This window comes from Micromonospora sp. NPDC005979, from assembly GCF_040614415.1.
GTDB lineage: Bacteria > Actinomycetota > Actinomycetes > Mycobacteriales > Micromonosporaceae > Micromonospora.
On record NZ_JBEXUR010000016.1, the window covers coordinates 34759 to 61343 of the forward strand.

The window sequence follows — 26585 nt, forward strand, 5'->3', positions numbered from 1 at the left end:
CATGCCGCTGGTCGCGGGCGTTGACTCGTCCACACAGTCCTGCAAGGTGGTCATCCGGGACGCGGAGACCGGCGCCCTGCTCCGGCAGGGCCGGGCGCCGCACCCGGACGGCACCGAGGTCGACCCGGAAGCCTGGTGGCAGGCGCTTCGCGGCGCCGTCGACGAGGCCGGTGGGCTGGCCGACGTCGCGGCGGTCTCGGTCGCCGGCCAGCAGCACGGCATGGTCTGCCTCGACGAGGGCGGCCAGGTGGTCCGTCCGGCCCTGCTGTGGAACGACACCCGCTCCGCCGACGCCGCCGCCGACCTCGTCGAGGAGGCCGGCGGCGGCGCGGCGGGGCGTCGCTTCTGGGCCGACGCCACCGGCAGCGTGCCGGTGGCGAGCTTCACCATCACCAAGCTGCGGTGGCTGGCCCGGCACGAGCCGGAGCAGGCCGCCCGGGTGGCCGCCGTGTGCCTGCCGCACGACTGGCTGACCTGGCGGCTGGCCGGCGCGCCCGGCCTGTCCGCGCTGCGAACCGACCGGGGGGATGCCAGCGGCACCGGCTACTGGTCCCCGGCCACCGGCACCTACCGTCCGGACCTGCTGGAACGGGCGTTCGGCCGGCAGCTCGTGGTGCCCGAGGTGCTGGGCCCGGCCGAGTCGGCCGGTCGCCTGACCGGGGAGTGGGGTGACGCCCTGCTGGGGGCGGGCACGGGCGACAACGCCGCCGCCGCGTTCGGTGTCGGCGCCGGTCCCGGCGACGTGGTCGTCTCGATCGGCACCTCCGGCACCGTCTTCAGCGTGGCCGACGTCCCGGCCGCCGACGACAGCGGTGCGGTGGCCGGCTTCGCCGACGCGTCCGGTCGCTTCCTGCCGCTGGTGTGCACGCTCAACGCCGCACGCGTGCTGGACGCCGCCGCCACGATGCTCGGCGTCAGCCTGGACGAACTCGCCGAGCTGGCCCTCTCCGCTCCCGCCGGCGCGGACGGGCTGGTCATGGTGCCCTACCTGGAGGGCGAGCGGACGCCCAACCGTCCGCTGGCCACCGGTGCGGTCCATGGCCTGACCCTGCGCACCTCGACCCCCGCGCACCTGGCCCGGGCCGCCGTGGAGGGCATGCTCTGCGCCCTCGCCGACGGCCTGGACGCGCTGACCGCGCAGGGGGCCACCGTCCGCCGGGTCATCCTGGTCGGCGGCGGGGCACGGTCGGCCGCGGTCCGCCGGATCGCGCCGCAGGTCTTCGGCTGCCCGGTCGTCGTCCCACCCGCCGGGGAGTACGTCGCCGACGGGGCCGCCCGCCAGGCCGCCTGGGTCGCCCTGGGCGGTGCGACGCCGCCGCAGTGGGACGTCAAGGGCACCGAGGAGTACGCGGCGGAGCCCGTCCCCGCCGTCCGTGACCAGTACGCCGCGGCTCGCGGGCTGGTGCTCGACCGGCGCTGAGCGTCGGTCGACCGGGTGGGCGTCGGTCAACGGTGATCGACGCCCACCCGCGTGCCAACCTGGTCGCCCGGGTCTGATTGGCTGCGGGTCATGACGGTGACCAGTGGCGGGCGGGAGCAACGCGCGCGCGGCCGGGGCGGTGGTCCGGCGCACCGGCTGTACAGCGTCGTGGTGTTCGTGGTGCTCGCCTCGTTGGACAACGTGGCGATCGGACTGGTCCCACCGCTGTACGGGCCGATCGCCCGCACGTTCGACGTGTCGACCGGGCTGCTGGGCGTGGTCACCGCCGTCAGCTTCCTGGTCAGCGCGGTGGCCGCGGTCGGCTGGGCGTACGTCGGGGACCGCGGCAACCGTAAGCCGCTGCTCATGGTGGGCACGCTGCTCTGGGCGGCGGGCACCGGCGGCAGCGCGCTCGCCGGCGGGTACCTCACGTTCCTGGCCGCCCAGTTCGTCGCGGCGGTCGGCCTCGGCGCGGTCGGCTCGGTCGGCTTCTCGGTGGTCACCGACCTGATCTCACCGGCCCGCCGCGGGTTGGTGATGAGCTTCTGGGGGCTCTCCCAGGGCGTCGGCACGCTCGCTGGCACGCTCGTCGGTGGGCTCCTCGGCGCCACCGACTGGCGGCGGCCGTTCCTGCTGCTCACCGGGGTGGGGCTGACCGCCACCGTGGCGTACCTGTTCACGTACGACATCCGTCGCGGCCAGAGCCAACCGGAGCTGGTGGACGCCCTGGACTCCGGTGCCGAGTACGACTACCGGATCAGCCGGGCCGACCTGCCGCGCATCCTGGACCGGCGGACCAACCGGTGGCTGATCCTGCAGGGCCTGACCGCGCAGGCCGCCTTCGGCTCACTGGTGTGGCTGCCGAGGCTCTTCGCCGAGCGGGCCGAGGCCCAGGGCTACTCGGAGTCGACCGCCGTGGTGGTCGGCAGCGTCTTCGCCACCCTCTTCCAACTCGGCGGGGTCCTCTCCATCGTGGGCGGGCTCGTCGGCGACGCGGCGCAGCGGCGTACCCCCCGGGGCCGGGCAGTGGTCGCGGCGGTCGGCATCCTCGCCGCGCTCCCGTTCTACCTGGTGTTGTTCTTCGTGCCGGTGACCATCGACGTGCCGGACGGCGGGAGCGGCGGCGCGGTCGTCGGCGCGGTGCTGGCCAGTGTGTTCACCGAGCCGTCGGTGGGGCTGAGCCTGCTCACCGCCGTGGTGGCGCTCGCGTTGACGTCGGCCAACTCGCCGAACTGGTTCGCGCTGATCGCCGACGTGAACCCGCCGGAGCACCGGGGGACCGTCTACAGCCTCGGCAACCTGGTCAACGGCGTCGGCCGGGCGGCCGGCAACGGGCTGGTCTGGGGAGCCTTCCAGGGGCTGCGAACGGCGTTTCCGCCGCCCCTGAACTTCGCCGTCGGCCTGGCCGCGTTCCAACTCTTCTTCATTCCCACCGGCGTCATGTACTGGCTCGCCTCGCGCAGCTCGCCGACCGACATCGACAACGTGCACAACCTGCTCCACACCCGAGCCGAACGCCTCTGACGCCGCCGCCGCGTGCCCGCGCCGGCTCGCTGGCTGGTCTTCTGGAGGGCTTGGACCTCCTTCTCACCACCCGGTCATCGGGCCGCCTCTCCCCGGTCCGGGTAGTGCCAGCGCCTCCTTTGCTCTGCTTCAACCCCGGCAACAGTTGGCGCCCTTACGTGTTGCCTGGGTTGAAGCAGAGCAAAGGGCGTGATGCTCACCCCGCCCCCGCCCCCGCCGCCGCCGCCGCCCCCCGGACCGCCCCACCGACCCGGCGCGCTGGAAGCGGTGGTCGGTGGGGGCGGTGGGGCGGTCGGGGCGGTGCAGCGGTCGATCGGGTGGGTCAGCCGTGCAGCCAGACCGTCACGTCGGTGGGGACCGCGCCCTGGTCGGTCAGTGGGGCGCTGGCGGCGAGCACCTCGGCGTTGGCCGGTACCGGCACGGGGGCGTCTCCGAAGTTGGTCAGCACCGTCAGGTCGCCGTTGCGGAACACCAGCGTCTCGTCATTGGAGGAGACCCACTCGAGCGTGCCCCGGCCCAGACCGTGGGCGCGGCGTAGCCGCAGCGCCGCGCGGTACAGCTCGTACGTCGAGCCGGGCACGTCGCGCTGCCGGTCCAGCGCGTACTCCGCCCAGGACGGCGGCTGCGGCAGCCAACTGGCGTCGGTGGGCCCGAAGCCGTACGACGGCGCGTCGGCCTCCCACGGGATCGGCACCCGGCAGCCGTCCCGGCCTCGCTGGGTATGCCCGCTGCGCGCCCAGGTCGGGTCCTGGCGGGCCTCGTCCGGCATGGTGGTGTGCTCGGGCAGGCCCAGCTCCTCGCCCTGGAAGAGGTACGCGGAGCCGGGCAGGGCGAGCATCAGCAGGGTGGCCGCCCGAGCCCGACGCAGGCCGAGCGCGGCGTCCGGCTGCGGGTCACCGATGCCGATGCCGTTGGGCCGGCCGCCACCGATCGCCAGGCCGAGCCGGGAGGCGTGCCGCACCACGTCGTGGTTGGACAGCACCCAGGTCGTCGGCGCGCCCACCGAGTCGGTCGCTTCCAGGGACCGGGTGATCACCGCGTACTGGGCCGGCGCGGTCCACGCGGCGAGCAGGTACTCGAAGTTGAACGCCTGGTGCATCTCGTCCGGGCGGACGTAGCGGGCCAGCCGCTCGGCCGGCTCGACCCACGCCTCGGCGACCAGCACCCGTTCGCCGGGGTAGCCGTCCAGGACCTGCCGCCACTGCCGGTAGATCTCGTGCACGCCCTCCTGGTCCCACATCGGCGGTCGCGGCTTGTCGATCTCGTTGCCGGAGAGGATCTCCTGGGGCTCCTGCCAGTCGGGCAGGTTCGCCTGCTTGATGAGGCCGTGCGCCACGTCGACGCGGAAACCGTCCACCCCCCGGTCCAGCCAGAACCGCAGGACGTCCAGGAACTCCTCGTGTACCTCCGGGTTGTCCCAGTTGAGGTCCGGCTGGCCGGTGTCGAACAGGTGCAGGTACCACTGGCCGGGCTGGCCGTCCGGGTCGACCGTGCGGGTCCACGCCGGACCGCCGAAGACGCTCTGCCAGTCGTTCGGCGGCTGCTCCCCGGCCGGGCCGAGGCCGTTCCGGAAGATGTACCGGGACCGCTGAGCGCTGCCCGGGGCGGCGGCCAGGGCCTCCTGGAACCAGCGGTGCGCCGAGGAGGTGTGGTTGGGCACCAGGTCGACGATCACCCGAAGGCCGCGCGAGCGGGCCTCGGCGATCAGCTTGTCCGCGTCGGCGAGGGTGCCGAACAGCGGGTCGACGTCCCGGTAGTCGGCCACGTCGTAGCCCGCGTCGGCCTGCGGCGACGGATAGAACGGGGACAGCCACACCGCGTCCACCCCCAGCTCGACCAGGTGGTCGAGGCGGGCGGTGATGCCCGGCAGGTCACCGATTCCGTCGCCGTTGGAGTCGGCGAACGAACGCGGGTAGATCTGGTAGATGGCGGCCTCGGTCCACCAGCCGGTGGCGGTCTGCTGCGTCGGGTCGGTGTTCAGGGTCGTCTCCCGTGTCGTGCCGTGGTTGATGTTTCAGTGTGCCCGGGGCGGTGCGGTGGACTCCCGGACGACCAGCCGAGTGGGCAGGATCACCGGCGAGTCGCCCTCGGCGGTCCGTTGACCGACGACCGGGCCTAGCGTGCGGGCCCCGAGCGGGTCGAGCAGTATCCGGGCGGCCAGCCGGCCCTGTTCCGCGGCCGGCTGGGCCACGGTGCTGAGGCCCAGCACCCCGGCGAGGTCGTGGTCGTCGATGCCGACCACGCTGACGTCCTGCGGTACGCGCAGACCGGCATCGCGCAGCGCGGTCATCGCGCCCATCGCCATCTCGTCGCACGCCGCGACGATCGCCGTGGGTGGCTCACCGCGGGCCAGTAGTTCGGCGGCGGCCCGGTTGCCACCGTCGATGGTGAACGACGACTCGACGTCGAGGCTCGGATCGGGTCGCAGGCCGGCGGACCGCAGTTCGGTCTGGTAGCCCCGGCGTCGGTCGAGGTGGGTGGTGTAGGCCAGTTCGTCGTCGGGGTCGCCCGAGATGTGCGCGATCCGACGGTGGCCGAGGTCGAGCAGGTGCCGGGTGGCCATCCGTGAGGCGGCCACGTCGTCGATGCGTACGCAGGGCCAGTTGGGGACCCGGCTCCCCGAGCTGATGGTCACGCCGGGCAGGTCCAGGGCGGCCAGGGCGGTCAGGTCGGCCGGGCGCAGCGGCGTGGCGACCAGCATGATGGCGTCCACCCGCTTGTGGAGGTTGGCCGTACGCAGCACCCGCTGGCGGATCTGCTCCCGACCGCCGAGGTTGTAGAGCAGCAGGTCGTAGCCGGAATGGTGGAGGTGCTCCTCGACGGCCTCGACGACGGTGCTGAAGAACCAGCGGGTGATCCGGGGTACGACCACCGCGACCGTGCCGGTGCGACCACCGGCGAGCCGGGACGCGCTCGGCGATACCGCGTAGTCGAGCTGCTCGGCGGCCGCGAGGACGCGGCGTCGGGTGGCGGCCGAGACCGTCGGCAGCCCGCGCAGGGCCCGCGAGACGGTGGCCGTGGAGACCCCGGCCAGCCGAGCCACATCATCAATTCTCGTCACGGTTCCCCCGCTCGATACCCGTCGCCCGCCGCCGCCTTCAGGGGCCGGGCGGCGGCGGGCAAGCGGGTCAGCCCTTGACGCTGCCGGCGAGTAGACCTCGCACGAAGAAGCGCTGTAGGGACAGGAATACGACGAGCGGTACGACGATCGAGACGAACGCGCCAGCGGTGAGCCGCTGCCACTCGTTACCCCGGGTGCCGGCCATCTCGGCCAACCGGACCGTGAGCGGCGCGGTCTCGTTGCCGCCACCGGCGAAGATCAGCGCGACCAGCAGGTCGTTCCAGACCCAGAGGAACTGGAAGATGCCGAACGCGGCCAGCGCCGGAGTGATCAGCGGCAGCACGATGGTGCGGAAGATCTTCGGGTGCGTGGCCCCGTCGACCCGGGCCGCCTCCATCAGGTCTCCGGGGAGCTGCGAGATGAAGTTGTGCAGCAGGAACACCGCGAACGGAAGCGCGAAACACGTGTGCGCGAACCACACCTGGGCGAACTTCTGCTCGTCCACCAGGTCCCACGCCGGCATCAGGGTGACGCCACCGAGGCTGACGCCGGTGGAGAAGAACTTCAGCAGCGGCACCAGGGCCATCTGCAGCGGGACGATCTGCAACGCGAAGATCGCGATGTAGAGCCAGTCCCGCCCGCGGAAGTTGATCCACGCCAGCGCGTACGCGGCCAGCGAGGCGAAGGCCAGCGGGAAGAGCACCGACGGGATGGTGATCGCCAGCGAGTTGATGAAGTAGCTGGCGAGCTGCCCCGACGACGCGGACCGCCCGAAGAGGACCTGTTGGTAGTTCTCCAAGGTGAACTGCGGGTTGGTGAACGCCGTCCACCAGCCGGTCGTCTTGATCTCGTCCTCGGGTCGGAGGGAGGAGACGAGCAGGCCGAAGGTCGGGATGGTCCAGACCACCGCGATGACGATCGAGACGAGCGTCGCGGTACGGCTGTTCAGCCGCTTGCGGACCCGGCCGGCGGTGCTGGACGTCCCGTCGGCGGTCTTCTGGGCGCCGGCGGCGACGGTGGGCGTTGCGGTGGTCATCTCAGCCCTCCCGCTGACGACGGAGGTTGCGGATCTGGTAGATCACGACCGGGATGACCAGGATGAAGAGGAAGACCGCGAGCGCGGAGCCCTGCCCGTTCTGGCCGTACCGGAAGGCCTGGTTGTACATCTCGCTGGCGATCACGCTGGTGTCGTAGTTGCCGTTGGTCGAGGTCCGGACGATGTCGAAGACCTTGAGCGTGGCGATCGTGAGCGTCACCGCCACGACGATCAGCGCCGGCCGGATGCTCGGCATGGTGATCTGCCAGAACATCTGCCACGGGCTGACGCCGTCGAGCCGGGCGGCTTCGACGATGTCGCCGGGGATGGCCTTGATCGCGGCGGAGAGCACCACCATGGCGAAGCCGGCCTGGATCCAGACCATGATGACGATCAGCAGCAGCGTGTTCAGCGGTGACTCGAGCAGCCACTGCTTCGGCTCACCGCCGAGGCTGACGACGATCTGGTTGAGCAGACCGATCTGGTCGCCGTCGCCGCGGTACGCGTAGACGAACTTCCAGATGATGCTCGCGCCGACGAACGAGATGGCCATCGGCAGGAAGATCAGTGACTTGGCGATCGCCTCGAAGCGGGCCTTGTCCACGAGTACGGCGTAGATGAGGCCGAACGCGGTGGCCACCAGCGGGACCAGCAGCACCCAGACCAGGGTGTTGATCAGAACCCGGACCATGGAGTTGTCGGAGAACATCCAGCTGTAGTTGCGCAGCCCCACCCATTCGGTGCTGCCCCCGTTCATCAGCGAGAGCAGCATGGTGCGGATGGCCGGTACGACAAGACCGATGGTGAGCAGCAGCAGCGTCGGCAGCAGGAAGAACAGGGCGAAGAGCCCTTCCCGCTGCTTGGGTCGCCGGGTCAGCGGCGTGCCGCTGATGGAGGCGGCGACGAGCTGGGCCTCCCGCCGTCGGGCGAACCAGGCAGGCACCACGTCGAGCAGCAGGAGCAGACCACCCACCACCACCACGAAGGCGACCAGCCCGTACATCAGCATGAGGAGCTTCGGCTGCTCGTCGGCGAAGTCGAACTCCATCAACCCTCCCTCTCGGGTCCGGATCGGCCGGTGGCCCGGCTCGCGTGCGCGAACCGGGCCACCGCCGTGATCACTTCGGCCAGCTGCTCTCGATGCCCTGGAGCACCGGGGCGGTCTGCTTGCCGTTCAGCCAGTCGACCATGCCCTTCCAGAACGTTCCCGCGCCGACGGCGGCCGGCATCAGGTCGGATCCGTCGAAGCGGAAGGTGCCCGTCTTGTCCTGCAGGATCTGGACGGACAGCTTGTCGATCGGGCTGGCCACGTTGGCGATGTCCAGCTTGTTGTTCGCCGTGACCCAGTTGCCGAGCTTCGCGCGGCTGTTCACGTACTCGCCGGAGGCGAGGTAGGTCTGCACCGCCTGCACCTCGGGACGGTCGGCGTACGCGACGACGAACTCGCCAGCGCCCAGGACCGGCTTGCCCTTGGCCGGGTCGATGGTCGGGAAGTAGAACGCGAAGGCGTCACCGTTCTCGTCCACCTTGGTGCCCTCGGGGAACTGGTTGGCGTAGAACGACGCCTGCCGGTGCATCGCGCACTTGCCGGTGGTCACCGGCAGACCCGCCTCCTGGAAGGCGGTGGTGGTGATGCTCTTGACGCCGCCGAAGCCGCCGTTGACGTACTTCTCGTTCTTGAGGATGCTGCCGGCGCGGTCGACCGCGTCGACGATCCTCGGGTCGTTGAACGGGATGGCGTGGGTGGTCCACTGGTCGTAGACCTCGGGGCCCTGCGTCCGCAGGATCACGTCCTCGATCCAGTCGGTGGCCGGCCAGCCGGTGGCGTCACCGGACTCGACGCCCACGCACCACGGCTTCATGCCGCTCGCGGCGATCTTGTCGCTCAGCGCGATGAGCTGGTCCCAGGTGGTCGGAACCTCCCAGCCCTTCTCCTTGAAGGTCTTGGGGGAGTACCAGACGAAGGACTTGACGTTCGCGCCGAGCGGCACGCCGTAGAGCGTCCCGTTGACGGTGCCGTACTTCAGCCAGTCGGCCGGCATGTTCTGCTCGGCCATGGTCTTGGTGTCGGCGCCGAGGGACTTCAGCTTGCCGGCGTCCGCGAACCGCTTCACGAGGCCCGGCTGGGGCACGAACGCGATGTCGGGGGCGTTACCGCCGTCGACCCGGACGGGGAGCTGCGCCTCGAACTCGCCGCTGCCCTCGTAGGCGATCTCGATGCCGGTGCAGTCGGTGAACTGCGACCACGAACGCTCGAGCAGGTCGGCCTCGGCGTCACGGATGGACGCGTAGATCGAGACCTTCTTGCCGTCGTTGCCCTGGTACTTCTCGTACGGGGCACATTCGGCGGATCCCGCCTTGTCGCTCTTCTTGTCATTGCCGGTACCGCAAGCGGTGGCGCTGAACGCCAGCCCGAGTACACCGGCGATCACGAAGGCCTGGCGTGGTCTGGTAAAGACCGCCATGCCGTCCTCCTTCCTAGCCGGCGTGGTCTCCGCTGGTGACCCGCGCCGGTCCGATTGGGCGTGCACACATGTAAGCGCTTGCATCAGGTCTGGTCCACCCCCTGTCAGACACGAGCGAGTAACAATCCCGAAACCTCGTGTCCGCCGGCTGGGCGCGTTCTCGGGCGTAGGTCCGGCCTCTTCCGGTGACTGGCGATTTCTGTCAGGCTGAAGGCACCTCATCGAAGGTTTTGCACATAGGAGGAGCTGGATGCGTAAGCGGTGGATCAGCCTGCTGGTGACCGGCCTGCTCGTCGGAGGGGCCGTCGCGCCGGCGAGCCCGGCCCTGGCCGCGCCGAGCTTCAAGGTGCCGTTCCCGTGCGGTCAAGCCTGGTCGGGGCAGACCCGGTCGGACCACAGCCCGGCGTACGCCGTCGACTTCAACCGCACCGACGACCTGGGCGACCCGGTGGTGGCGAGCGCTCCCGGCACGGTCGACCGGGTCACCGACCTCGGCGGCACCAGTTACGGCAAGTACGTCCGGATCGACCACGGTGGCGGTTACACGACCTACTACGCCCACCTCAACGGCTTCAACGTCTCGGTCGGGCAGACCGTCGGGTACGGCAAGGTGATCGGCTGGGTCGGCAGCACCGGCGGGTCCACCGGCCCGCACCTGCACTACGAGCAGCGCCTCAACGGCAACGACGTGCAGGTCCGGTTCAACGGCACCCTCGGCCTGTACTGGGGGACCAAGACCTACACCAGCGACAACGGTTGCTCGTCGGGCAGCGGTAACGGCACGGTCGACACCAGTGGCACGCCGCTGACCGTCCGCTCCGGCCCCGGCACCGGGTACGCCTCGGTGGGCACCGTCGCCGACGGCACCCGGGTGACCATCTCCTGCCAGACCAGCGGCACCACCGTCACCGGTACCTACGGCACCAGCTCGATCTGGGACCGCATCGGTAGCGGCCGCTACATCGCCGACGCGTACGTCTACACCGGTTACGACGGATACATCCCGAACGTGCCCCGCTGCTGACCTCTGGTGGTCTCCGGCGGGGTGACCCGCCGGAGACCGGTCGGGCGGTCAGACGTTGAGCCGCCAGATCGACAGATTCAGCGCGGCGGCGAAGGTGACCCACGCCCAGTACGGCAGCAGCAGCGCCGCCCCGACCCGGGACACCCGGGCGAAGAGCACAACGGTGAGGCCGATCGCCAGCCACATCACCACGATCTCGGCGAACGCGAGCCCGTACTGGCCCGCGCCGAAGAACAGCGGCGTCCAGATGGCGTTGAGCACGAGTTGGGCGGACCACGCCCACAGGGCGGGGGAGAAGCCGACCCGACGCCAGACCAGCCAGCCAGCGACCGCGATCAGCGCGTAGAGAACCGTCCAGACCGGGCCGAAGAGCCACGACGGCGGGGCCCAGTCCGGCTGGCGCAGGCTCGCGTACTCGTCGGTGGTGCCCCGCACACCGAGCCCGCCGATCGCGGCCGCGACGAAGACCGCCGCCGCGAAGGCGGCGAGCGCCCAGCGCGACCGCCGACGGGAGGTCGGCCCTGCCTCGCGAGATATCTCCATCGTCGAGATATTTCCGCCCGGCGTCCGGTCAAACCCAAAAAAAGCGCCGGGGCCGCTGCGGCCGGTGCTTCTGTCGGGAGGACGAAGCTCCGGTCGCGGCGACCCCGACGGGTCCCGGTGTGCGTGCGGATGTGGTTATGAGGTACGAGCGTCAATTGAAGATGCTGACACCACCCGGGCCGACGAGCAGCCCGACGACGATGAGGACGATGCCCCACAGGATCTGCCGGCGGAACAGCGCGAGGATGCCGGCGACCACGAGTACGACTGCGAGAATCCAGAGAATCAGCTCCATGACCTCTGAATACCCGACCCTCCGATCGGGGAAACCTGGTCCGTGTCGAGTTGATCCCCGACATGAAAGACGCTGTACGCCTGCTTGATCACCGGGTGCGCCACGTTGCGCACGCGTACCCCTCCCGGGGTCATCCCCCGCTCGGTGCCGGCGTGCGCGTGCCCGTGCAGGGCCAGGGCGGTCGGCGCCGAGTCGATCGCCTGCCCCAACTGGTACGACCCCAGGAACGGGTAGATCTCCAGCGGCTCGCCGACCAGCGTGTCGGGGACCGGGGCGTAGTGCGTGAGCGCGACCAGCAGGTCGCACTCCAGCGAGCGCAGGGCCTCTCCCAGGCGGTCCGCGCTCTCGTTGGTGGTCCGGACGAACGCCTTCATCTCCGGCTCGCCGAAGTCGCTCGCGCACCGGCCGGCGAACCCTCCGCCGAAGCCCTTGACCCCGGCGATGCCGAGCCGGCCGCCCGCACAGTCCAGGACGACGCCGTTGCCCTCCAGCACGGTGATGCCCGCGTCCTCGAGCACCTTCACCACCTGTGGCACCTGATCACACTGGTGGTCGTGGTTGCCCAGCACGGTGACCACCGGTACGGCAAGCCCACCGAACTCCTGCGCGACGCAGCGCGCCTCGGCCTCGGTGCCGTGCCGGGTCAGGTCGCCGGCCAGCAGCAGCACGTCGGCGCACTCCGGCAGCTCCTCCAGCGCCGGGCGGAACCGGCCGACCACGTCCTCGTCCAGATGCACGTCGCCCACGGCGGCGATCCGGATCACCATGAAACCTCCCTCAGGGCAGTTGCTCGATCTCCGTGGGCGCCTGGACGCGGATCACCCCGATGTCGCTGGTGATCGGCACGTCCGGGAAACGCTCCGCCACGAGACGCAGGATCTCCTCCCGCCGGTGCGGGCTCTCCACCTCGCCGTGGAGCACGAGGACGTCATCGCGTCGGACGACGGTGATCCCCTGTTCGGCGACGGCCGGATCCTCGGTGAGCGACCGTTGGATCTCCGCTTCGACGTACTCGTCGGGTGGCGCCGCGCCACCGGCCTGATCGTTCGTCACGGTGTCTCCTCTCCTGCCGGGGTGCCGGGCTCCGGCACCACCTCCAGCCGGTCCAGCAACACCAGGAACGCCTCGGCGTACGGCGAGTGCTGCGTCTCCTTGCGTACCCGTTCCCAGTCGATCTGCTCCCGCAGCGACCGGGCCAGCGGCAGGCCGCGGGCGAAGTCGCAGTAGTGCTGCGAGAAGCTCAGCAGCTTGTGCACCATGAGCTGGGTGGCGGACAGGACCGGCATGTGGATGGCGTCCACCGGCCGCACGACGGTGTCGGCGAACGTCTCCTCGGTCACCGGCGTCTCGATGGGCCGGTGGATCAGGTCCACCATCCGCTCCTCGTCGAAGACCTTGACGAGCCAGTCCTCCGGCGGGCGCTCGGCGCGGAAGCCGGCGGCGACCAGCGCCTCCAGCGACCGTTCGACGTCGGCCTCGCGGATGAGGAAGTCGACGTCGTGGTCGCTGGAGTGGCCGCCGTGGGCGTAGACGGCGAAGCTGCCGCCCAGGGCGAACGGAATCTCGGACTGCTTGAGCACGGCGGCGACCTTTTTCAGGGTGTGCACCAGACTCTCGTCCCCGCGCTCAGCCATCTGGGTCTCCCGTCGGTCGTGTCGTGGTGGACAGGCGGTTGGATTCGAACCCCCGTACCCGGCATTCCGGTCGCCCACACCTGCTCTGGTCGCGGTCGGGTGTCAACCGGAGCAAACGGGAACAAAGATCGCAGGAGGCGGGCATCGGTCGGATAGCCTGTCGAGGGTGGCCAGACCATCGGGGACGCGACGCCGCAGGGCCCGGTTGCGCACCGTCGCTCTGATCGGCATCGACGGCTCGGGCAAGACCACGCAGGCACACCGACTGGCGGACGCGCTCAACGCCGCCGGCCGCCCCGCGACGTACCGCCGCAACGCCAGCGGGCGTCGCTGGCTCGGGCGGCTCGCCCACCGTCTCGGCCTACCGGACGCGCAACGCCTCGTCGGGCGCGACGGCGTCCTCGCGGTGGAGTCCGTACTGCGCTGGCTGGCCATCGCCGCAGCCCTGCTCAGTTGCCTGCTCACCGGCCGGACAGCCGTCATGGACCGCTACTCGGCCTGCCAGTACGCCAGCATCCGCGCCCACGGCGGGCACCGCTGGGAACGACTGGCGCGGGCCGGCTACCGGCTGTTCCCGACGCCGCAGGTGACCTTCCTGCTCGCCGTCGACCCGGCGGAGGCCTACCGGCGCATCGAGGAGCGCGGCACCGACCACGAGTCGATGGGCTGGCTGACCGCGGCGGACACCGCCTACCGGACGCTGCCCGAGTACCCGAGCTTCGTCCTCGTCGACGCGGGCCGTCCCGCCGAGGAGGTTACCGAGCAGATCCAGGCCCACCTGTCGTCCTGGCTGCCGTCGGACCGCCGACGCGACCCGGCGCGGCCGTCGACCGGGACGCCACCGATACCGGATCAGGCCGGGCCCGGCGACGTGCCGCTGCTGGTTCAGGCGCGTCCGTAGACCGGAACGGTGGCTCCGCTGGTCGGCGCCGAGTCCGGCGAGGCGAGGAAGCGGATCACCGGCGCGATCTCGGCCGGGCCGACCCACCGCGAGTGGTCGGCGTCGGGCTGCGCGGCCCGGTTCGTCGGGGTGTCGATGACGCTGGGCAGCACGGTGTTGCAGCGGACCCCGCGCGAGCGGTACTCCACCGCGACGGCGTTGGCGAAGGCCAGCACCGCGGCCTTGGCCGTGACGTAACCGGCCGCCCCGGCGAACGGGCTGACCGCCGCGCGGGCGGAGACGCACACCACCGCGCCGCCTCCGGCCGCCACCAGGTGCGGCAGCGCGGCCTGCGTGACCAGGTACGTGGGGCGCAGGTTGACGGTGAGCATCCGCTCGAACTCCTCGACCGGTGTCTCGTGCACCAAGCCGCCGCTCGCGTACCCGCCGACCAGGTTCACCACCGCCCGCAGCGGCGCCGCCGGATCGGCCGCGGCGGCCTCGACCACCCGCGCCACGTCCGCCGGATCGGTCAGGTCCGCGCCGAGCGAGACCAGCCCGTGCGCCGCCGGCTCCGACCCGGCGGGCTCACCCCTTCGTGGTACGACCACCCGCCAGCCCGCCTCGACGAAGGACGCGACGACCGCACCGCCCAACCCACCGCCCCCGCCGGTCACCACCACAGTCCGCCCCACCATGTCCCAAACGCTAACCCCACCCGGCCCGAATGCCACCCGCCCCCACCGCCCCCACGCCGGGGTGGGGGTGTGGGGGTGGGGTGTCTGCTGAGAGCAGAGGGGGTGGGTTTTTCGGGGTGGGGCGGCGCAGGATCGGGGCATGGCGCGGATTTTGGTTCTCGGGGGTACGCGGTTTCTTGGTCGGGCGGTGGCTCGGCTCGCCGTCGCGCGGGGGGATGAGGTGACCTGCGCGGCGCGGGGCGTGTCCGGCGCCGTACCGGAGGGGGCGCGGTTCGTGTCGGTGGACCGCGACGACCCGGCGGCGCTGACGCCGCTCGCCGGTCAGGGTTTCGACGCGGTGGTGGACGTGACGCGCCAGATCAGCCACGCCCGGCACGCGCTCGCCGCGCTGGCCGACCACGTCGGTCACTGGTCGTTCGTGTCGACGATGTCGGTGTACGCGGACAACACGACCCCGGGTCTCGCCGCGGCGAACGCGCCGGTGTTGCCGCCCCCGCCGTCGGACGTGGACGGACCGGGCCCGGACTTCCGCTGGTACGGCGAGTGCAAGGTCGCCATCGAGCAGCTGGTACGCGAGCGGATGGGCGTGGACAGGTCGTTCATCTGTCGGGCCGGGCTGATCGTCGGAGCCGAGGATTCGAGCAACCGTTTCCCGTACTGGGTGCGACGGCTGGCCCGGGGCGGCGAAATTCTCGCGCCGGGGGAGCCGACCGACCGGGTGCAGTTCGTGGACGTCGAGGATCTGGCCGGCTGGCTGCTGCACGCCGGCGACACCCGGCTCAGCGGCACGTACGACGGGAACGGGCCGACGATGTCCCGGGCGGAGATGCTGGCCGGGGTGGCCGCCGGGCTGGGCGTGGAGGATCCCCGTCTCACCTGGGTCGACCAGGACTTCCTGCGCGAGCACGACGTACGCGAGTGGTGGGGGGAGCGGGCGCTGCCACTGTGGGTACGGCTGCCGGAGTCCGCCGGCCTGATGGACCGGGACGTCTCGGCGGCCCTGGCCGCCGGGCTGGTCGTCCGTCCGCTCGCCGACACCGTTCGGGTGACGGCCTCCTGGATGAGCGCCTACCCGGGCGACGTACCGCAGGGTGGACTCGACCCGGCGGATGAGGCGGCGGTCCTGGGTACGTGGCACGCTGTGCGAAAGGCGTGATCCGCATCGTCGACACTTTCCCACCACGTACGGTGATGGTTGACGCTCACGCTTAGTGAAAGTAAGTTTCACCCGTGGCGAAGAGTCCGAAGATTTCTGCGAGTCACGAGCCTGGTGGACTGATCGTCCACATCAGCGGGCTTCTGCCGTCGCTGTCGCCCGCCGAGCAGCGGGTCGCCCGGCTTGTCGTGTCCGACCCGGCCGCCGCCGCGCGGAGGACAATCACCGACCTCGCCACCGCGGCGGAGACATCGGAGGCGACCGTCATCCGGTTCTGCCGGTCGGTCGGGATGGACGGCTACCCGCAGCTGCGTATCCGGCTCGCCGCCGAGGCCGCCCGTCGCGTCGAACCTCCGGACGCCCGGGTCGTTGGCGGTGACATCCCGCCCGGCGCCGATCTCGCCCAGATCATCGCCACCATCGCGTTCAACGACGCACGAGCTGTCGAGGAGACCGCCGAACAGCTCGACCCGGCCGTCTGCGAGCAGGTCGTCGAGGCGATCGCCGGCGCTGGCCGGATCGACATCTACGGCGCCGGGGCCAGTGGGTTCGTTGCCTCGGACTTCCAGCAGAAGCTGCACCGCATCGGCCGGATCGCCTTCTACTTCCCGGACGTGCACACCGCGCTGACCTCGGCCGCCCTGCTCGGTCGCGGCGACGTGGCGATCGGCATCTCGCACACCGGCACCACCTCGGACGTGATCGAGGTGCTGGAACAGGCCCGGACGCGCGGCGCGAGCACCGTGGCGCTGACCAACTTCCCGCGCTCGCCGATCACCGAGGTCGCCGACTTCGTCCTCACCACCGCGGCCCGCGAGACGACCTACCGTTCGGGCGCCACGGCCAGCCGTCTGGCGCAGCTCACCGTCGTCGACTGCCTCTTCGTCGGGGTGGCCGCCCGCAACCGGTCCCGGGCCCGCAAGGCCCTCGAGGCGACCGCCGAGGCGGTCCAGTCGCACCGGGTGGGCGCGAGCCGGAGGCGGGCATGACGCCCGGCTCGGTCGAGCCGGACAAGGACACGGCAACACCACCCACCCGCCCGACGGTCCGGGTGGCCGCGCCCACCGAACGGCGTAACCCGCTCAGCGTCGACCTCGACCTGATGTCCACCCGGGACGTCCTCACCGTGATCAACGACGCCGACCGACGGGTGCCCGCGGCGGTCGCCGCGGTACTCGACGAGATCGCCGCCACGGTCGACCTGGCCGTCGCGGCGCTGCGCGGCGGTCACCGGGTGCACTACTTCGGGGCCGGCACCTCCGGCCGGCTGGGCGTGCTCGACGCGGCCGAACTGGCGCCCACCTTCAACTCGCCCCGGGACTGGTTCTGCGCCCACCTCGCCGGTGGCCCGGACGCGATGCTGCGCGCCGTGGAGGACGCCGAGGACGACGACCGGGGCGGCGCGATCGAGGCGGCCGGCTGTGTACGTGCCGGTGACCTCGTGGTCGGTCTGGCGGCCAGCGGACGCACCCCGTACGTCCTCGGGGCGCTCGCCACTTCCCGCGCCACGGGCGCCTCGACGGTGCTGCTCTGCGCCAATCCGGAGGCGGAGGCCGCCCGGTCGGTCGACGTGTTCATCGGGGTGGACACCGGACCGGAGGTGGTCACCGGGTCGACCCGGATGAAGGCGGGCACGGCGCAGAAGTTGGTGCTGAACGCGTTCTCGACCGCCGTCATGGTGCGCCTGGGTCGGGTCTACTCGAACCTCATGATCGATATGGTTGCCACCAACGCCAAGCTCCGGGGCCGAATGATCTCGATCCTGGTCGAGGCGACCGGATGTTCCGAGGAGGTATCCCGGCGGGCCCTCGGAGAGGCCGACGGCGACCTCAAGACCGCGCTCGTCACCCTGGTCTCCGGGGCCGAGGTGACCGCCGCGCGCGCCGCCCTCGCCCGCTCCGCGGACCAGGTACGCGGCGCCCTCGCCCTGCTCGCCTCCTGAGTTCACCCCATCCGGGAAGCGAATGGGGCTCCGGATTGTTCACCGGGTCGGAGGGTAATAACACCCTCGTGGATGAACCGACCGGTCCACCGCTGCGTATCTGGCAGTGACCAGGATCGCAGCGCGGTGGTGACCCGGGTCGCTGTGCCGGCGCGGCGGGCGGTGTTGCCTATGGTGCGGGCGATCGGTGACCCGTCGATCCGCCAACCCGTCCGAGGTGCCCAGCGGCGCGCCACCCGACGGGTGCTGACAGCAAACGTGGACCGTGCTCTCAGCAACTACTCAGGCATTCGTGACACTTTCGACTCACGAAATGGAACACCCGACACGTCTCATCTGTTGTGTAGGTGTCAGCACCGGTGGGCACAGCAGAAGTTACCAGGGCTGACCGGACGTGGGGAATGGCAAGGAACCGGGCAACCGGCGCGAGCGAGGGGACCGTGGGCAACGTGGACAAGAACATCGGCATGCGTACCGACGAGGTCGCCGAGGAGCGTGACCTGGTCGGCGTCTACCTGCACGAGATCTCCCGGACGCCACTGCTGGACGCCGCCAAGGAGGTCGATCTCTCCAAGGCGATCGAGGCGGGCCTCTACGCCGAGCACCTGCTCGGCGAGGATGCCGTTCCCGACGGTGTCGACCGGGCCGACCTGGATCGGCTGGTCGCCGAGGGTGAGCGCGCGAAGGACCTCTTCATCCGCGCCAACCTGCGACTGGTCGTGTCGATCGCGCGTCGTTACGTACGCTCGGGGATGCCCATGCTGGACCTGATCCAGGAGGGCAACACCGGCCTCGTCCGAGCGGTCGAGAAGTTCGACTACGAGCGTGGCTACAAGTTCTCCACCTATGCCACCTGGTGGATCCGCCAGGCCATCAGCCGGGCGATCGCCCAGCAGGAGCGCACCGTCCGTCTGCCGGTGCACCTGGTGGAGGACGTCAACCGGATGCGGAACGTGACCCGGCAGCTCACCCGTGAGCTGGGCAGCGACCCGGAGCCGGAGCAGATCGCGGCATCGCTCGGCGTCACCGTCGAGCGGGTCAACGAGCTGCGCCGCTGGTCGCAGGACACGGTTTCGCTGGACACCCCGGTCGGCGACGACGGCGACACCAACCTCGGTGACCTGGTCGCCGACAGCGATGCGCCGTCGCCGGAGGACATCGTCCTGAGCGGCCTCGAGCGGCAGCGCATCGAGGGGCTGCTCAACCACCTCGACGACCGGTCCGCCGGCATCATGCGGGCCCGCTACGGCCTGGAGGACGGCCGCGAGCACTCGCTGACCGAGGTCGCGTCCCGCTTCTCGCTGTCCCGCGAGCGGATCCGCCAGCTCGAGATCCAGGCCCTCGGCCGGCTCCGCGAGCTGGCCCGGGCCGAGGGGCTGCAGGCAGCCTGACCTGGTAGTAATGACGGCGAACGGCCGGCGTCCGATAGGGGGACGCCGGCCGTTCACCGTCTAGCGGACCCTGCCGTACCCGTGGATCGACATCATGTTCATGCCGCGCTTGAGCACGTTGCGACCGGCGCTCGGCGCGTCGATCACCTGCCCGTCGCCCACGTAGAGGGCGACGTGCCCGAGACCGCTGTAGAAAATGAGGTCTCCGGGTCGCAGATCGCCTCGGCCGATGTGTGCGACCGCCCCCCACTGCATCCGCGCGCTGTGCGGCAGCGATCGTCCGGCCGCCCGCCAGGCGGCCAGGGTGAGCCCGGAGCAGTCGTAGCCGCCCGGCCCCTCACCTGCCCAGACGTACGGCTTGCCGATCGCGCCGAAGGCGTAGCGCACCGCCGTGCCGGCATCTCCGGCGACCGCCGGAACATTCCGGACCTCGGCCTCCGCCGCCTTGGGCGCGGGTCGCTCGGTGGCCGCCCCGTACGCCTGTCGGCGCAGCTCGTACAGCTCGGCCAGGTCCTTCTCGATGCGTGTCTTGCCCGCCGCCAACTCGCGGGCCTGGGCGGCCTGCCGGGCCAGCGTGGCGTCCAGCCGCTTCTTCTCGTCGAGCAGCCGCCGCTGGTTGTCGGTGAAGCCGGAGATGCGCTCCTGGCGCTGTCGGGTCAGCTGGTCGAGGGTGCCGAGCCGGTCCAGCATGGCGGCGGCGCCGCCGGGCCGGAGCAACGCGTCGGCGGTACGAAGGCTGCCGCTCTTGTACGCGGTGTTGGCGAGTGCGGCGACATCCGCCCGGCTCTGCTCGGCCTGCTGTTCGAGCGGGCCGATGCGGGCCTGTAATCGGGCCACCGCGGCTTTGTTGTCCTTGATGTCCTCCGTGAGCTTGTTGTACGACTCCACGACCCGCTCCAACTCGGCCGAGGACGTCTCGATCCGGCGGGTCAGGTCGGCGGGGGACGGCTCGGCGTGCGCCGCCGCCGTCGGGGCGATCAGGGCGGCCGACAGGCCGACCAGCGCCACGGTACGCAGCAGGGTTCTCAGGGATGACAAGAGCGAGAGGCTCCTCTCCCACGGCCGCCGACGGGGCTGCTGACGCCCTCGGCGACACCGGTCGGGGTCGTCCGGGTGGACGACACTGGGCCGGACCGGCTCGCCCAACCTAACCCGGGACGGTTGTGCTGCGCAGTTGAAGCAGGGGCGAATGTTGACCAAGTGGCAGGAAGTGCCACTGCGGAACGAGAGCGTCAACGGGGCCACCGACACGGGGGCGAAGGCTCCGGCGGCACCTTTGCTTGCGGTAATGACCGATATACGACTTTCGTCGTTCCCGGCGCATGCCGCCGGTTAACAGCGCGCCATACCCCGATAAAAGGCGAAATGGATGCGGTTTCGCGACGATGTCGCCCGGGTGGGTGGGCGGTCCGCTGCCGTAAATGCCCAGGTGGGGTGGCGGCGCCCCAACACAATGGAGCCCGGGGCCGGGAATCCCGTCATCGGACACTCACGTCGGTGGTCACGGGATTCGACCCGACAGACCGCACCCGCGGGAGGATCCGTGAATCGTGAAGGCGCAACGACGCGACCGCAGCGAACGGTGCCCGGTGCCAGGTCCACGCTGCTCTACGCGCGACCCGGCATCATCGTCACCGTCGACCGGTTCACCGTCGGCCGCACCAGCTACCGCATCCCCGACCTGACCCACCTGCGTACCACCCGAGGGCCGCACGACCGGATCGCCGTCCGGGCCGTCGTGACCACCGCCTCCATGATCGGCGTGGTCGGCCTGCTCCTCGGCTTCAGCGGCGGCCTACAGCGGTTGACCGCCGGGGCGTACCTCATCCTCGGAGCGGTCCTCCTGTTGCCGGCGACCCTCGCCCTCGTCGGTGACCGCTGGCGACCACCACCGTACGAGCTGTGGGGATGGCACCGGGGTGCCGAGGTGCTGCTCTTCAGCGCCGACGACGAGCGGCAGTTCGGCCAGGTCACCCGGGCGCTGCTGCGCGCCCGGGAGGTCAACCGGTACGGCGGTTGGGTCGACCCGGTCGCCTCGGCCGACCCCTGGCGGCCGAACCGCTGACCGGACGGCCCCTCGTGGCCCCGATCAGCCGGCGACCGGCTCCGGCGTACGGGTGGCCGGCCGGTCGAGCCAGGCGGTGACGCGACGCTCGGCGTAGAACGAGACGAACGGCACGGTGCCGGCCAGCATCACCAGGAGCATCCGCTTCAGCGGCCAGTCGGCCCGGCGGCTCAGGTCGAACGCGGCCACCAGATAGATCATGTAGAGGAAGCCGTGCGCCGGGCCGACGGTCTCCACCACCGTCGGGTTGTCGAACGCGTACTTCAGCGGCATCCCGATCACGACCAGCAGGATCAGCACCACGCCCACGATCCAGGCGATCACGCGGTACCGGGTAAGGGCTGCGCCCACTTCGTCCGTCCTTCTTCAGGCCCGGCTCAGCCGGGATAGTCACCGGGCCGGGCGCCCGGATTGGCGTTCAACCATGACAGGTAGTCGTTGTACGCGGCCAGCGCGTCGTCACCGGGCGTCGCGTCGACCGGCGCCCTGGTCACCCGCACCGGTCGGCGTACCGCCGGTCGGGAGTCCGCGCTCGCGGCCGGGGCCGGCTCGTCGGCCGGAGCGCCGGGGGACACCGTGCCGCCCTGCGCGGCGCGCCGGGCCAGCCGCACCTCGCGCCACCAGACGTACACCACGAAGCCGGCGAAGATCGGCCACTCGACGGCGTACCCCCAGCTGAGGCTGTTGCCGGCGGTCGCCCGGCTGATCTGCCACCAGCCCGCCCCGAGGAAGCTCCCGACCAGCACGACCATGGCCACGTGACGTGCGATCCACGCCGGGGTCCAGAGCCACCTCATGGGGTCGAGGGTACCGGGGACGGCGGCGCTCTCCGACACGGCGTCGTAGCTGGCGCGCGGACGCGATGGTTTGGTGTCACCCCGTGTGGGCATCCGTCTAGGCGCCAGCCCAAACGAGACCAGGGGGGCGATGATGACCGGATCGGTACGCGAGGACGGGTTTGCGTCCAACGGCGGTACGGAGATGAGCCCGGAGCAGCGGGTGCCCGAGTGGGACGGCGACCACTTCGCCGACCCGGGGGGCGCCGAACTCGACGGCGACGCGGTCGGCGTCGGATTTGACGGCGACGAGGTCGGCGTCGACCCGACGGAGCTGACCGACGACGATCTGATCCGCGAGATGCACAGCCTGCACCGCACCCGGCTGGACACGCTGCGGCACGCGGCGGATTCCGCGCTTGCGAACCATCTGCGGCGTACGGCGGAGCTGGAGACCGAGTACCTCGCCCGCCACCCGGGCCGGGAGGTCGACCCGAGCCGTCTGCGGGACGCCTGATGGCGGCGCGAGCCGTGCGCGGCATGTCCGCGCCGCCCGAGGTGGTCTTCAACACGGCCACCGACCCGGCCCGAGCCTCGGCCTGGTTGCCCGCGCCACTGCGGTCCGACGGAAGCCCTCCGGCCGAGGTCAGTGGGGAGGAGCTGCGGGCCCGCTGGGGCGACGCCGACTGGGCGGCCGAGATCCGGGTGGATCCCGCCGATTCCGGCGGCGCGCGGATCCAGCTCGACCTGACCGACGGCTCGGGTGCCGACCCCGATCAGTTGGCCGACGAGGCGCTGACCAACCTCGCCCGCGAGGTCGCCGACAACCTTCAGGCCGGTTAAGACACGCCGACCGTTCGGAACTCTCGTACCACGACCACGACGACATGGAAGGAGACCGGTGACCGACACTGGCCTGCGACAGAGGGTGGCGCGGCTGCGCCGGGCGTACGCGCCGCACGAGCATCGACCGCTCGGCGGTTACCTGGCGGCGATGGGCACCTACGCGGGCGTCACCGGAGCGCTCGCCGGCCTGGTCAAGGTGACCGGGCGGACGGTGCCCGAGCGCCCCGCCGTCGCCGACGTGGTGCTCCTCTCCATCGCCACGCACAAGCTCAGCCGGCTGCTGTCCAAGGACGCGGTGACCAGCCCGTTGCGGGCTCCGTTCACCCGGTACGACCGGCCGATCGGCAGCGGCGAGGTGATGGAGCAGGTCCGCGACTCGGGCAGCTCCACCCGGCACGCCATCGGCGAGTTGCTGAGCTGCCCGTTCTGCCTGGCGGTCTGGGTGGCGACGGGCCTCACCGGGGGACTGGTGCTCGCCCCCCGGCTGACACGCCTGGTGGCGACCGCGCTCACCGCCGTGGCAGCCTCCGACTTCCTCCAGATGGCGTACGCCTCGGCCCAGCAGGCCGCCGAGGGCGGACACGACGACGACTGACGAGCAGACGCGACAGGAGGGGGCCGGCATCTGCCGGCCCCCTCCTGTCGTACGCGTCAACGCTGCATACCGGACCAGCCGTGCGGCGACTCCGGCTCGCGTTCGTCCTCGTCCGCGCCCGTGATGATGTCCCGGTCCACCGCCGTGCGGTCGTGTTCGTTGGCGAAGTCCGGCTCGGGCGTGGTGTCCCGGCCCTCCGGTGGCTGGCCCAGCGCCGGGACCTTCTCGTCGTGGTCCTCGTGGTGCGTCATGGTGTGTCGTCCCTTCGCGTCGCTGGGCTCGCTGGCTGCGCTCGTTCCGCTCACGCGACGCTGCCGCCCAGCAGGTCGCTGGCCTCGTCCACCGCGTACTCGCCCTCGGGCAACGCGTCGATGCGGGCGAGCAGGTCCGGCGGGAGTTCGGCGGCGACGGCCCGGCGGTAGATCTCCGCCTGTTGGATGCGCTCCTGACCCCGGTAGATGTCGTCGAGCAGGTCGTCGAGAGCGCGGGTGTCCGGCTCGTCGGCCACGGATGCGTCGTCGGTCACGTTGGTCAGCTACCCGGGCCGGAATCGGTCAAACGTCACGCCGGTGGCCCGGCAGGCGGCGAGCACGCCAGGCGCGAGCCGTGGACCTGGGACAGCACAGACAGCGCCGCCCCCGGCCTCGTGAGCCGGGGGCGGCGCTGGTGTCGGTGTGTAGGTCGCCTCTCGGCGAGTGGCGCGACGCGGCTCCAGCCGAACGGTATTCCGCGAGGGCTATTTAGGTGAGGCCCGGGGACACTGAGCACACCGACACCTCAGTTAACCAGGCCGCGCCCGCTCGTGTTCCGCGCACCGCAGTGCCGGCCGTCACACCTCCAGGGCGTGTCTCAAAGCCCCTGCTCGACCGAGGACTTTGACACACGCCCTACGCGTGGGTGGGCAGGGTGGCCCGGCGGGCGCGTACGGCGGTGGCCAGGGCGGCGAGCACCTCGGCGGTGTCGTCCCAGCCGAGGCAGGCGTCCGTCACCGAGCGGCCGTACACCAGCTCGCGGGTGGGGTCGAGGTCCTGCCGGCCGGGCAGGAGGAACGACTCCAGCATCACGCCGGTGATCCCGCGCTGGCCGGCGGCCAGCTGGGCGGCCACGTCGGCGGCGACCAGGGGCTGGTTGCGGTGGTCCTTGCCGCTGTTGGCGTGGCTGGCGTCGATCACCAGGCGCTCGGGCAGCCCGGCGGCGCGGAGCAGGTCGAGCGCCCCCGCCACCGACGCCGCGTCGTAGTTCGGCCGTCCGCCGCCGCCGCGCAGCACCAGGTGACCGTCGGTGTTCCCCCGCGTGTGCATGATCGCTGGGGTGCCCGAGAAGTCGATGCCCGGGAACACGTGCGGGACTCCTGCGGCGCGGATCGCGTCCACGGCCGTGCCGATGCTGCCGTCGGGGCGGTTCTTCATGCCGATCGGCATGGACAGGCCGGAGGCGAGCTGCCGGTGCACCTGGCTCTCCACGGTGCGGGCGCCGATCGCACCCCAGCCCACCGTGTCGGCGATGTACTGCGGGGTGATCGGGTCGAGGAACTCGCAACCCACCGGCAGGCCGAGCCGGAGGACGTCGAGCAGCAGCGCCCGGGCCCGGCGTAGGCCGGTGTTGACGTCGCCGCTGCCGTCCAGCCCGGGGTCGTTGATCAGGCCCTTCCAACCGACCGTCGAGCGGGGTTTCTCGAAGTAGACCCGCATGACGATGAGCAGGTCGTCGGCGAGCCGGTCGGCGGCGGCGCGCAGACGCTCGGCGTACTCCAGCGCGGCCGCCGGGTCGTGCACCGAGCACGGGCCGACGACCACCAGCAGGCGGTCGTCCTCGCGGTCGAGCACCCGGCTCACCGCGCGGCGGTCGTTCAACACGGCCGCGGCGAGCGGGGTGTCCAGGGGCAACTCGTGGTGCAGCAGGGCGGGTGTGGTCAGCGGCACGACGCGGTCGATCCGCTGGTCGCTGACCCGATCGGTCTCCGGGGTCGTCACGGTGGGCATCCTTTCGCCGACCGTGCCCGGGGCCGGTGCCCGGGACGAGCCGGCTGCTCGTACGCAGAGGGGCAGGAACGACAGCTCCTGCCCGGCCGGCTCGGTCCGTGGTGACGTCAGATCATGGTGAAGTCACCGGCGTGCCAGCCGGCTGCCTAAACCATGGATACGTCCTCATCACCGGGCCAGCCTACCCGACCCGGCCGGGCTCGCCGGTCCCTCGTCCCAGGATGCGGAGTGAACACCGCGTGCGAAGGGCGGACCCGGGGTAACAGGGGTGCCATGACTGACGAGCAGAGCGATCAGGAGCGGGCGGAGTCCCGCGCCCACCACCTCCTTCCCGAGGAGGTCGCCGCGGGCAGTGACGATCCGCAGGCGCAGGCGGAGGCCATCCTCGCCGAATCGGACCTGCGCGAGGCGGACCAGAACGCGGCCCCCGACACGGTGCTGGAACGGCGTACCTCGGATCAGACCGTGGTGGCCGTCGAGCCGCCGGACTGAACCGTCGCACCGCGGGCCCGGCGTGACCCCCGGTAGGTCTGCTCGCGCAGCCAGGTGAGCGGACCGGCCGCCCGCAGGCCGGCCGGCAGGTTGCGCACCGGGTCGAACGCGAGCGCGGCGTCCTGACGGGCGTCCAGCGGGACGCCGATGCCGACCTGGCCGAACGGTCGCCACGGCCCCACGGCGGACGCGACCGCGAGCACCAGGCGCGGCGCGTCCGTCCGGGCCGCCGCCGTGACGGCGGACAGGGTAGGGCCGAGGTCGACCGCCTCCGGGTCGGCCAACGCGGCCAACCAGAGTCGGCGGCGGCCGGCGCGATAGCCCATGATCGTGCTGTACGTCCCGGAGAAGCCCCGGCGGGGCAGCGGCAGGTTCCGCAGCACCGGGGCGGCGCCGCTGGAGCTGGCCAGCAGGTCGAACGGGCGTCCCTGGGCGCAGTGCACGCGCAGGGCCACGCCCAGCACGTCCGGCCACCCGCCCGGCGTGGGCGTCCCCCGGGACAGGCGGACCGTGCCCGCGTACTCACCGGGATCGTCCAGCAGGCCGACCCCGACGGGCGGTCCGGGCGTACCCCAGATCGTCACCAGGGCGGAGAACGACGCGCCCGCCGGATGCAGCAACCGGCCGCGGCGCAGGCGGCCGAGCGCGGCGCTCGCGCGTTCGACGGCGCGGGCGGCCGGTCCGGCGGCGGGTGGGGTCATACCCCTGCGGTACCCCGAGCGGCGGACTCGATGCGGGCGGGTGGGTCGGCTCGCCGACG

At 71.5% G+C, this 26585-nt stretch carries 31 protein-coding genes; 13 read left to right on the forward strand and 18 right to left on the reverse strand.

The window, feature by feature from the left end:
- The first annotated feature begins 1 nt into the window (after position 1).
- Complete coding sequence (xylB, locus tag ABZ272_RS24235; protein ID WP_355052206.1) at positions 2 to 1420, forward strand: xylulokinase; 1419 nt, start codon at positions 2 to 4, stop codon at positions 1418 to 1420.
- A 90-nt stretch (positions 1421 to 1510) separates the two neighbouring features.
- On the forward strand, positions 1511 to 2944 hold the full coding sequence (locus ABZ272_RS24240; protein WP_355052207.1) for an MFS transporter: 1434 nt from the start codon (positions 1511 to 1513) through the stop codon (positions 2942 to 2944).
- A 322-nt stretch (positions 2945 to 3266) separates the two neighbouring features.
- Here the strand turns inward: ABZ272_RS24240 and ABZ272_RS24245 are convergent, their stop codons facing one another.
- The 5 genes from ABZ272_RS24245 to ABZ272_RS24265 form a co-directional block, all read right to left on the reverse strand.
- Positions 3267 to 4925, reverse strand: a complete 1659-nt coding sequence (locus ABZ272_RS24245; RefSeq protein ID WP_355052313.1) for a glycoside hydrolase family 13 protein — start codon at positions 4923 to 4925, stop codon at positions 3267 to 3269.
- A gap of 33 nt (positions 4926 to 4958) precedes the next feature.
- Complete coding sequence (locus tag ABZ272_RS24250) at positions 4959 to 6005, reverse strand: LacI family DNA-binding transcriptional regulator (protein WP_355052208.1); 1047 nt, start codon at positions 6003 to 6005, stop codon at positions 4959 to 4961.
- 67 nt (positions 6006 to 6072) lie between these two features.
- A complete protein-coding gene (locus tag ABZ272_RS24255; protein ID WP_355052209.1) occupies positions 6073 to 7041 on the reverse strand; it encodes a carbohydrate ABC transporter permease in 969 nt (322 codons plus the stop codon).
- A 1-nt stretch (position 7042) separates the two neighbouring features.
- Positions 7043 to 8089 (reverse strand): sugar ABC transporter permease, encoded by a 1047-nt coding sequence (locus ABZ272_RS24260; protein ID WP_355052210.1) that lies wholly within the window; start codon positions 8087 to 8089, stop codon positions 7043 to 7045.
- 70 nt (positions 8090 to 8159) lie between these two features.
- Positions 8160 to 9506 carry an ABC transporter substrate-binding protein gene (locus ABZ272_RS24265; protein WP_355052211.1) on the reverse strand — a complete coding sequence of 449 codons (1347 nt, stop codon included), beginning with the start codon at positions 9504 to 9506 and terminating at the stop codon, positions 8160 to 8162.
- Between the two features lie 250 nt (positions 9507 to 9756).
- Here ABZ272_RS24265 and ABZ272_RS24270 point away from each other — a divergent pair, with 250 nt between their 5' ends.
- Positions 9757 to 10530: a peptidoglycan DD-metalloendopeptidase family protein gene (locus tag ABZ272_RS24270; RefSeq protein ID WP_355052212.1), complete on the forward strand. Its 774-nt coding sequence runs from the start codon at positions 9757 to 9759 to the stop codon at positions 10528 to 10530.
- A 48-nt stretch (positions 10531 to 10578) separates the two neighbouring features.
- On the opposite strand, the gene ABZ272_RS24275 is transcribed toward ABZ272_RS24270, so the two are convergent.
- The 5 genes from ABZ272_RS24275 to ABZ272_RS24295 form a co-directional block, all read right to left on the reverse strand.
- Positions 10579 to 11073 carry a TspO/MBR family protein gene (locus ABZ272_RS24275; protein ID WP_355052213.1) on the reverse strand — a complete coding sequence of 165 codons (495 nt, stop codon included), beginning with the start codon at positions 11071 to 11073 and terminating at the stop codon, positions 10579 to 10581.
- 151 nt (positions 11074 to 11224) lie between these two features.
- Entirely contained in the window at positions 11225 to 11368 is a 144-nt protein-coding gene (locus ABZ272_RS24280) for a GPGG-motif small membrane protein (RefSeq protein ID WP_007464364.1), read from the reverse strand.
- Positions 11359 to 12135 carry a metallophosphoesterase gene (locus ABZ272_RS24285; protein ID WP_355052214.1) on the reverse strand — a complete coding sequence of 259 codons (777 nt, stop codon included), beginning with the start codon at positions 12133 to 12135 and terminating at the stop codon, positions 11359 to 11361. The genes ABZ272_RS24280 and ABZ272_RS24285 overlap by 10 nt, the downstream gene beginning before the upstream one ends.
- Positions 12136 to 12145: 10 nt before the next feature.
- Positions 12146 to 12421, reverse strand: coding sequence for a hypothetical protein (locus ABZ272_RS24290; protein WP_355052215.1), 276 nt, complete (start codon positions 12419 to 12421; stop codon positions 12146 to 12148).
- On the reverse strand, positions 12418 to 13080 hold the full coding sequence (locus tag ABZ272_RS24295) for a nucleotidyltransferase (RefSeq protein WP_355052216.1): 663 nt from the start codon (positions 13078 to 13080) through the stop codon (positions 12418 to 12420). Before ABZ272_RS24295 ends, ABZ272_RS24290 begins: the two co-directional genes overlap by 4 nt.
- Positions 13081 to 13159: 79 nt before the next feature.
- On the opposite strand from ABZ272_RS24295, the gene ABZ272_RS24300 reads away from it, so the two are divergent.
- The gene (locus ABZ272_RS24300; protein ID WP_355052314.1) at positions 13160 to 13903 is read left to right on the forward strand and encodes a dTMP kinase; all 744 of its coding nucleotides are present in this window, start codon (positions 13160 to 13162) and stop codon (positions 13901 to 13903) included.
- On the opposite strand, the gene ABZ272_RS24305 is transcribed toward ABZ272_RS24300, so the two are convergent.
- On the reverse strand, positions 13888 to 14580 hold the full coding sequence (locus ABZ272_RS24305; protein WP_355052217.1) for an SDR family NAD(P)-dependent oxidoreductase: 693 nt from the start codon (positions 14578 to 14580) through the stop codon (positions 13888 to 13890). The genes ABZ272_RS24300 and ABZ272_RS24305 overlap by 16 nt on opposite strands.
- A gap of 139 nt (positions 14581 to 14719) precedes the next feature.
- Here ABZ272_RS24305 and ABZ272_RS24310 point away from each other — a divergent pair, with 139 nt between their 5' ends.
- The 4 genes from ABZ272_RS24310 to ABZ272_RS24325 all read left to right on the forward strand — a co-directional run bounded on the left by ABZ272_RS24310 (position 14720) and on the right by ABZ272_RS24325 (position 19069).
- Positions 14720 to 15736, forward strand: coding sequence for an NAD-dependent epimerase/dehydratase family protein (locus ABZ272_RS24310; RefSeq protein ID WP_355052218.1), 1017 nt, complete (start codon positions 14720 to 14722; stop codon positions 15734 to 15736).
- A gap of 74 nt (positions 15737 to 15810) precedes the next feature.
- Positions 15811 to 16725: a MurR/RpiR family transcriptional regulator gene (locus ABZ272_RS24315; protein WP_355052219.1), complete on the forward strand. Its 915-nt coding sequence runs from the start codon at positions 15811 to 15813 to the stop codon at positions 16723 to 16725.
- Positions 16722 to 17678, forward strand: a complete 957-nt coding sequence (murQ, locus tag ABZ272_RS24320) for an N-acetylmuramic acid 6-phosphate etherase (RefSeq protein WP_355052220.1) — start codon at positions 16722 to 16724, stop codon at positions 17676 to 17678. Before ABZ272_RS24315 ends, murQ begins: the two co-directional genes overlap by 4 nt.
- A gap of 401 nt (positions 17679 to 18079) precedes the next feature.
- Positions 18080 to 19069, forward strand: coding sequence for a sigma-70 family RNA polymerase sigma factor (locus ABZ272_RS24325; RefSeq protein WP_355052221.1), 990 nt, complete (start codon positions 18080 to 18082; stop codon positions 19067 to 19069).
- A gap of 60 nt (positions 19070 to 19129) precedes the next feature.
- Here the strand turns inward: ABZ272_RS24325 and ABZ272_RS24330 are convergent, their stop codons facing one another.
- A complete protein-coding gene (locus tag ABZ272_RS24330) occupies positions 19130 to 20107 on the reverse strand; it encodes an NlpC/P60 family protein (RefSeq protein WP_355052222.1) in 978 nt (325 codons plus the stop codon).
- A gap of 544 nt (positions 20108 to 20651) precedes the next feature.
- Between ABZ272_RS24330 and ABZ272_RS24335 the strand changes: the two genes are divergently transcribed.
- Complete coding sequence (locus ABZ272_RS24335; RefSeq protein WP_355052223.1) at positions 20652 to 21134, forward strand: DUF6232 family protein; 483 nt, start codon at positions 20652 to 20654, stop codon at positions 21132 to 21134.
- Positions 21135 to 21158: 24 nt separating this feature from the next.
- Here the strand turns inward: ABZ272_RS24335 and ABZ272_RS24340 are convergent, their stop codons facing one another.
- Together ABZ272_RS24340 and ABZ272_RS24345 are read right to left on the reverse strand one after the other, a co-directional pair.
- Complete coding sequence (locus ABZ272_RS24340) at positions 21159 to 21485, reverse strand: DUF3817 domain-containing protein (protein WP_355052224.1); 327 nt, start codon at positions 21483 to 21485, stop codon at positions 21159 to 21161.
- Positions 21486 to 21511: 26 nt separating this feature from the next.
- The gene (locus ABZ272_RS24345; protein WP_355052225.1) at positions 21512 to 21931 is read right to left on the reverse strand and encodes a hypothetical protein; all 420 of its coding nucleotides are present in this window, start codon (positions 21929 to 21931) and stop codon (positions 21512 to 21514) included.
- 130 nt (positions 21932 to 22061) lie between these two features.
- Between ABZ272_RS24345 and ABZ272_RS24350 the strand changes: the two genes are divergently transcribed.
- The 3 genes from ABZ272_RS24350 to ABZ272_RS24360 are packed head-to-tail and all read left to right on the forward strand — an operon-like array spanning position 22062 to position 23351.
- A complete protein-coding gene (locus ABZ272_RS24350) occupies positions 22062 to 22427 on the forward strand; it encodes a DUF6158 family protein (protein WP_355052226.1) in 366 nt (121 codons plus the stop codon).
- A complete protein-coding gene (locus ABZ272_RS24355; protein WP_355052227.1) occupies positions 22427 to 22753 on the forward strand; it encodes a hypothetical protein in 327 nt (108 codons plus the stop codon). The genes ABZ272_RS24350 and ABZ272_RS24355 overlap by 1 nt, the downstream gene beginning before the upstream one ends.
- Before the next feature lie 58 nt (positions 22754 to 22811).
- A complete protein-coding gene (locus tag ABZ272_RS24360) occupies positions 22812 to 23351 on the forward strand; it encodes a DUF1360 domain-containing protein (RefSeq protein ID WP_355052228.1) in 540 nt (179 codons plus the stop codon).
- Between the two features lie 56 nt (positions 23352 to 23407).
- Here the strand turns inward: ABZ272_RS24360 and ABZ272_RS24365 are convergent, their stop codons facing one another.
- The 3 genes from ABZ272_RS24365 to ABZ272_RS24375 all read right to left on the reverse strand — a co-directional run bounded on the left by ABZ272_RS24365 (position 23408) and on the right by ABZ272_RS24375 (position 25333).
- Entirely contained in the window at positions 23408 to 23602 is a 195-nt protein-coding gene (locus ABZ272_RS24365; protein WP_355052229.1) for a hypothetical protein, read from the reverse strand.
- 50 nt (positions 23603 to 23652) lie between these two features.
- The gene (locus tag ABZ272_RS24370; protein ID WP_355052230.1) at positions 23653 to 23877 is read right to left on the reverse strand and encodes a hypothetical protein; all 225 of its coding nucleotides are present in this window, start codon (positions 23875 to 23877) and stop codon (positions 23653 to 23655) included.
- Positions 23878 to 24238: 361 nt separating this feature from the next.
- Positions 24239 to 25333 (reverse strand): 3-deoxy-7-phosphoheptulonate synthase, encoded by a 1095-nt coding sequence (locus tag ABZ272_RS24375; RefSeq protein WP_355052231.1) that lies wholly within the window; start codon positions 25331 to 25333, stop codon positions 24239 to 24241.
- 273 nt (positions 25334 to 25606) lie between these two features.
- On the opposite strand from ABZ272_RS24375, the gene ABZ272_RS24380 reads away from it, so the two are divergent.
- Positions 25607 to 25825 carry a hypothetical protein gene (locus ABZ272_RS24380; protein WP_355052232.1) on the forward strand — a complete coding sequence of 73 codons (219 nt, stop codon included), beginning with the start codon at positions 25607 to 25609 and terminating at the stop codon, positions 25823 to 25825.
- Here the strand turns inward: ABZ272_RS24380 and ABZ272_RS24385 are convergent.
- Positions 25792 to 26526, reverse strand: a complete 735-nt coding sequence (locus ABZ272_RS24385) for a phosphodiesterase (protein WP_355052233.1) — start codon at positions 26524 to 26526, stop codon at positions 25792 to 25794. The two genes, ABZ272_RS24380 and ABZ272_RS24385, sit on opposite strands and share 34 nt — an antisense overlap.
- Positions 26527 to 26585 lie beyond the last annotated feature (59 nt).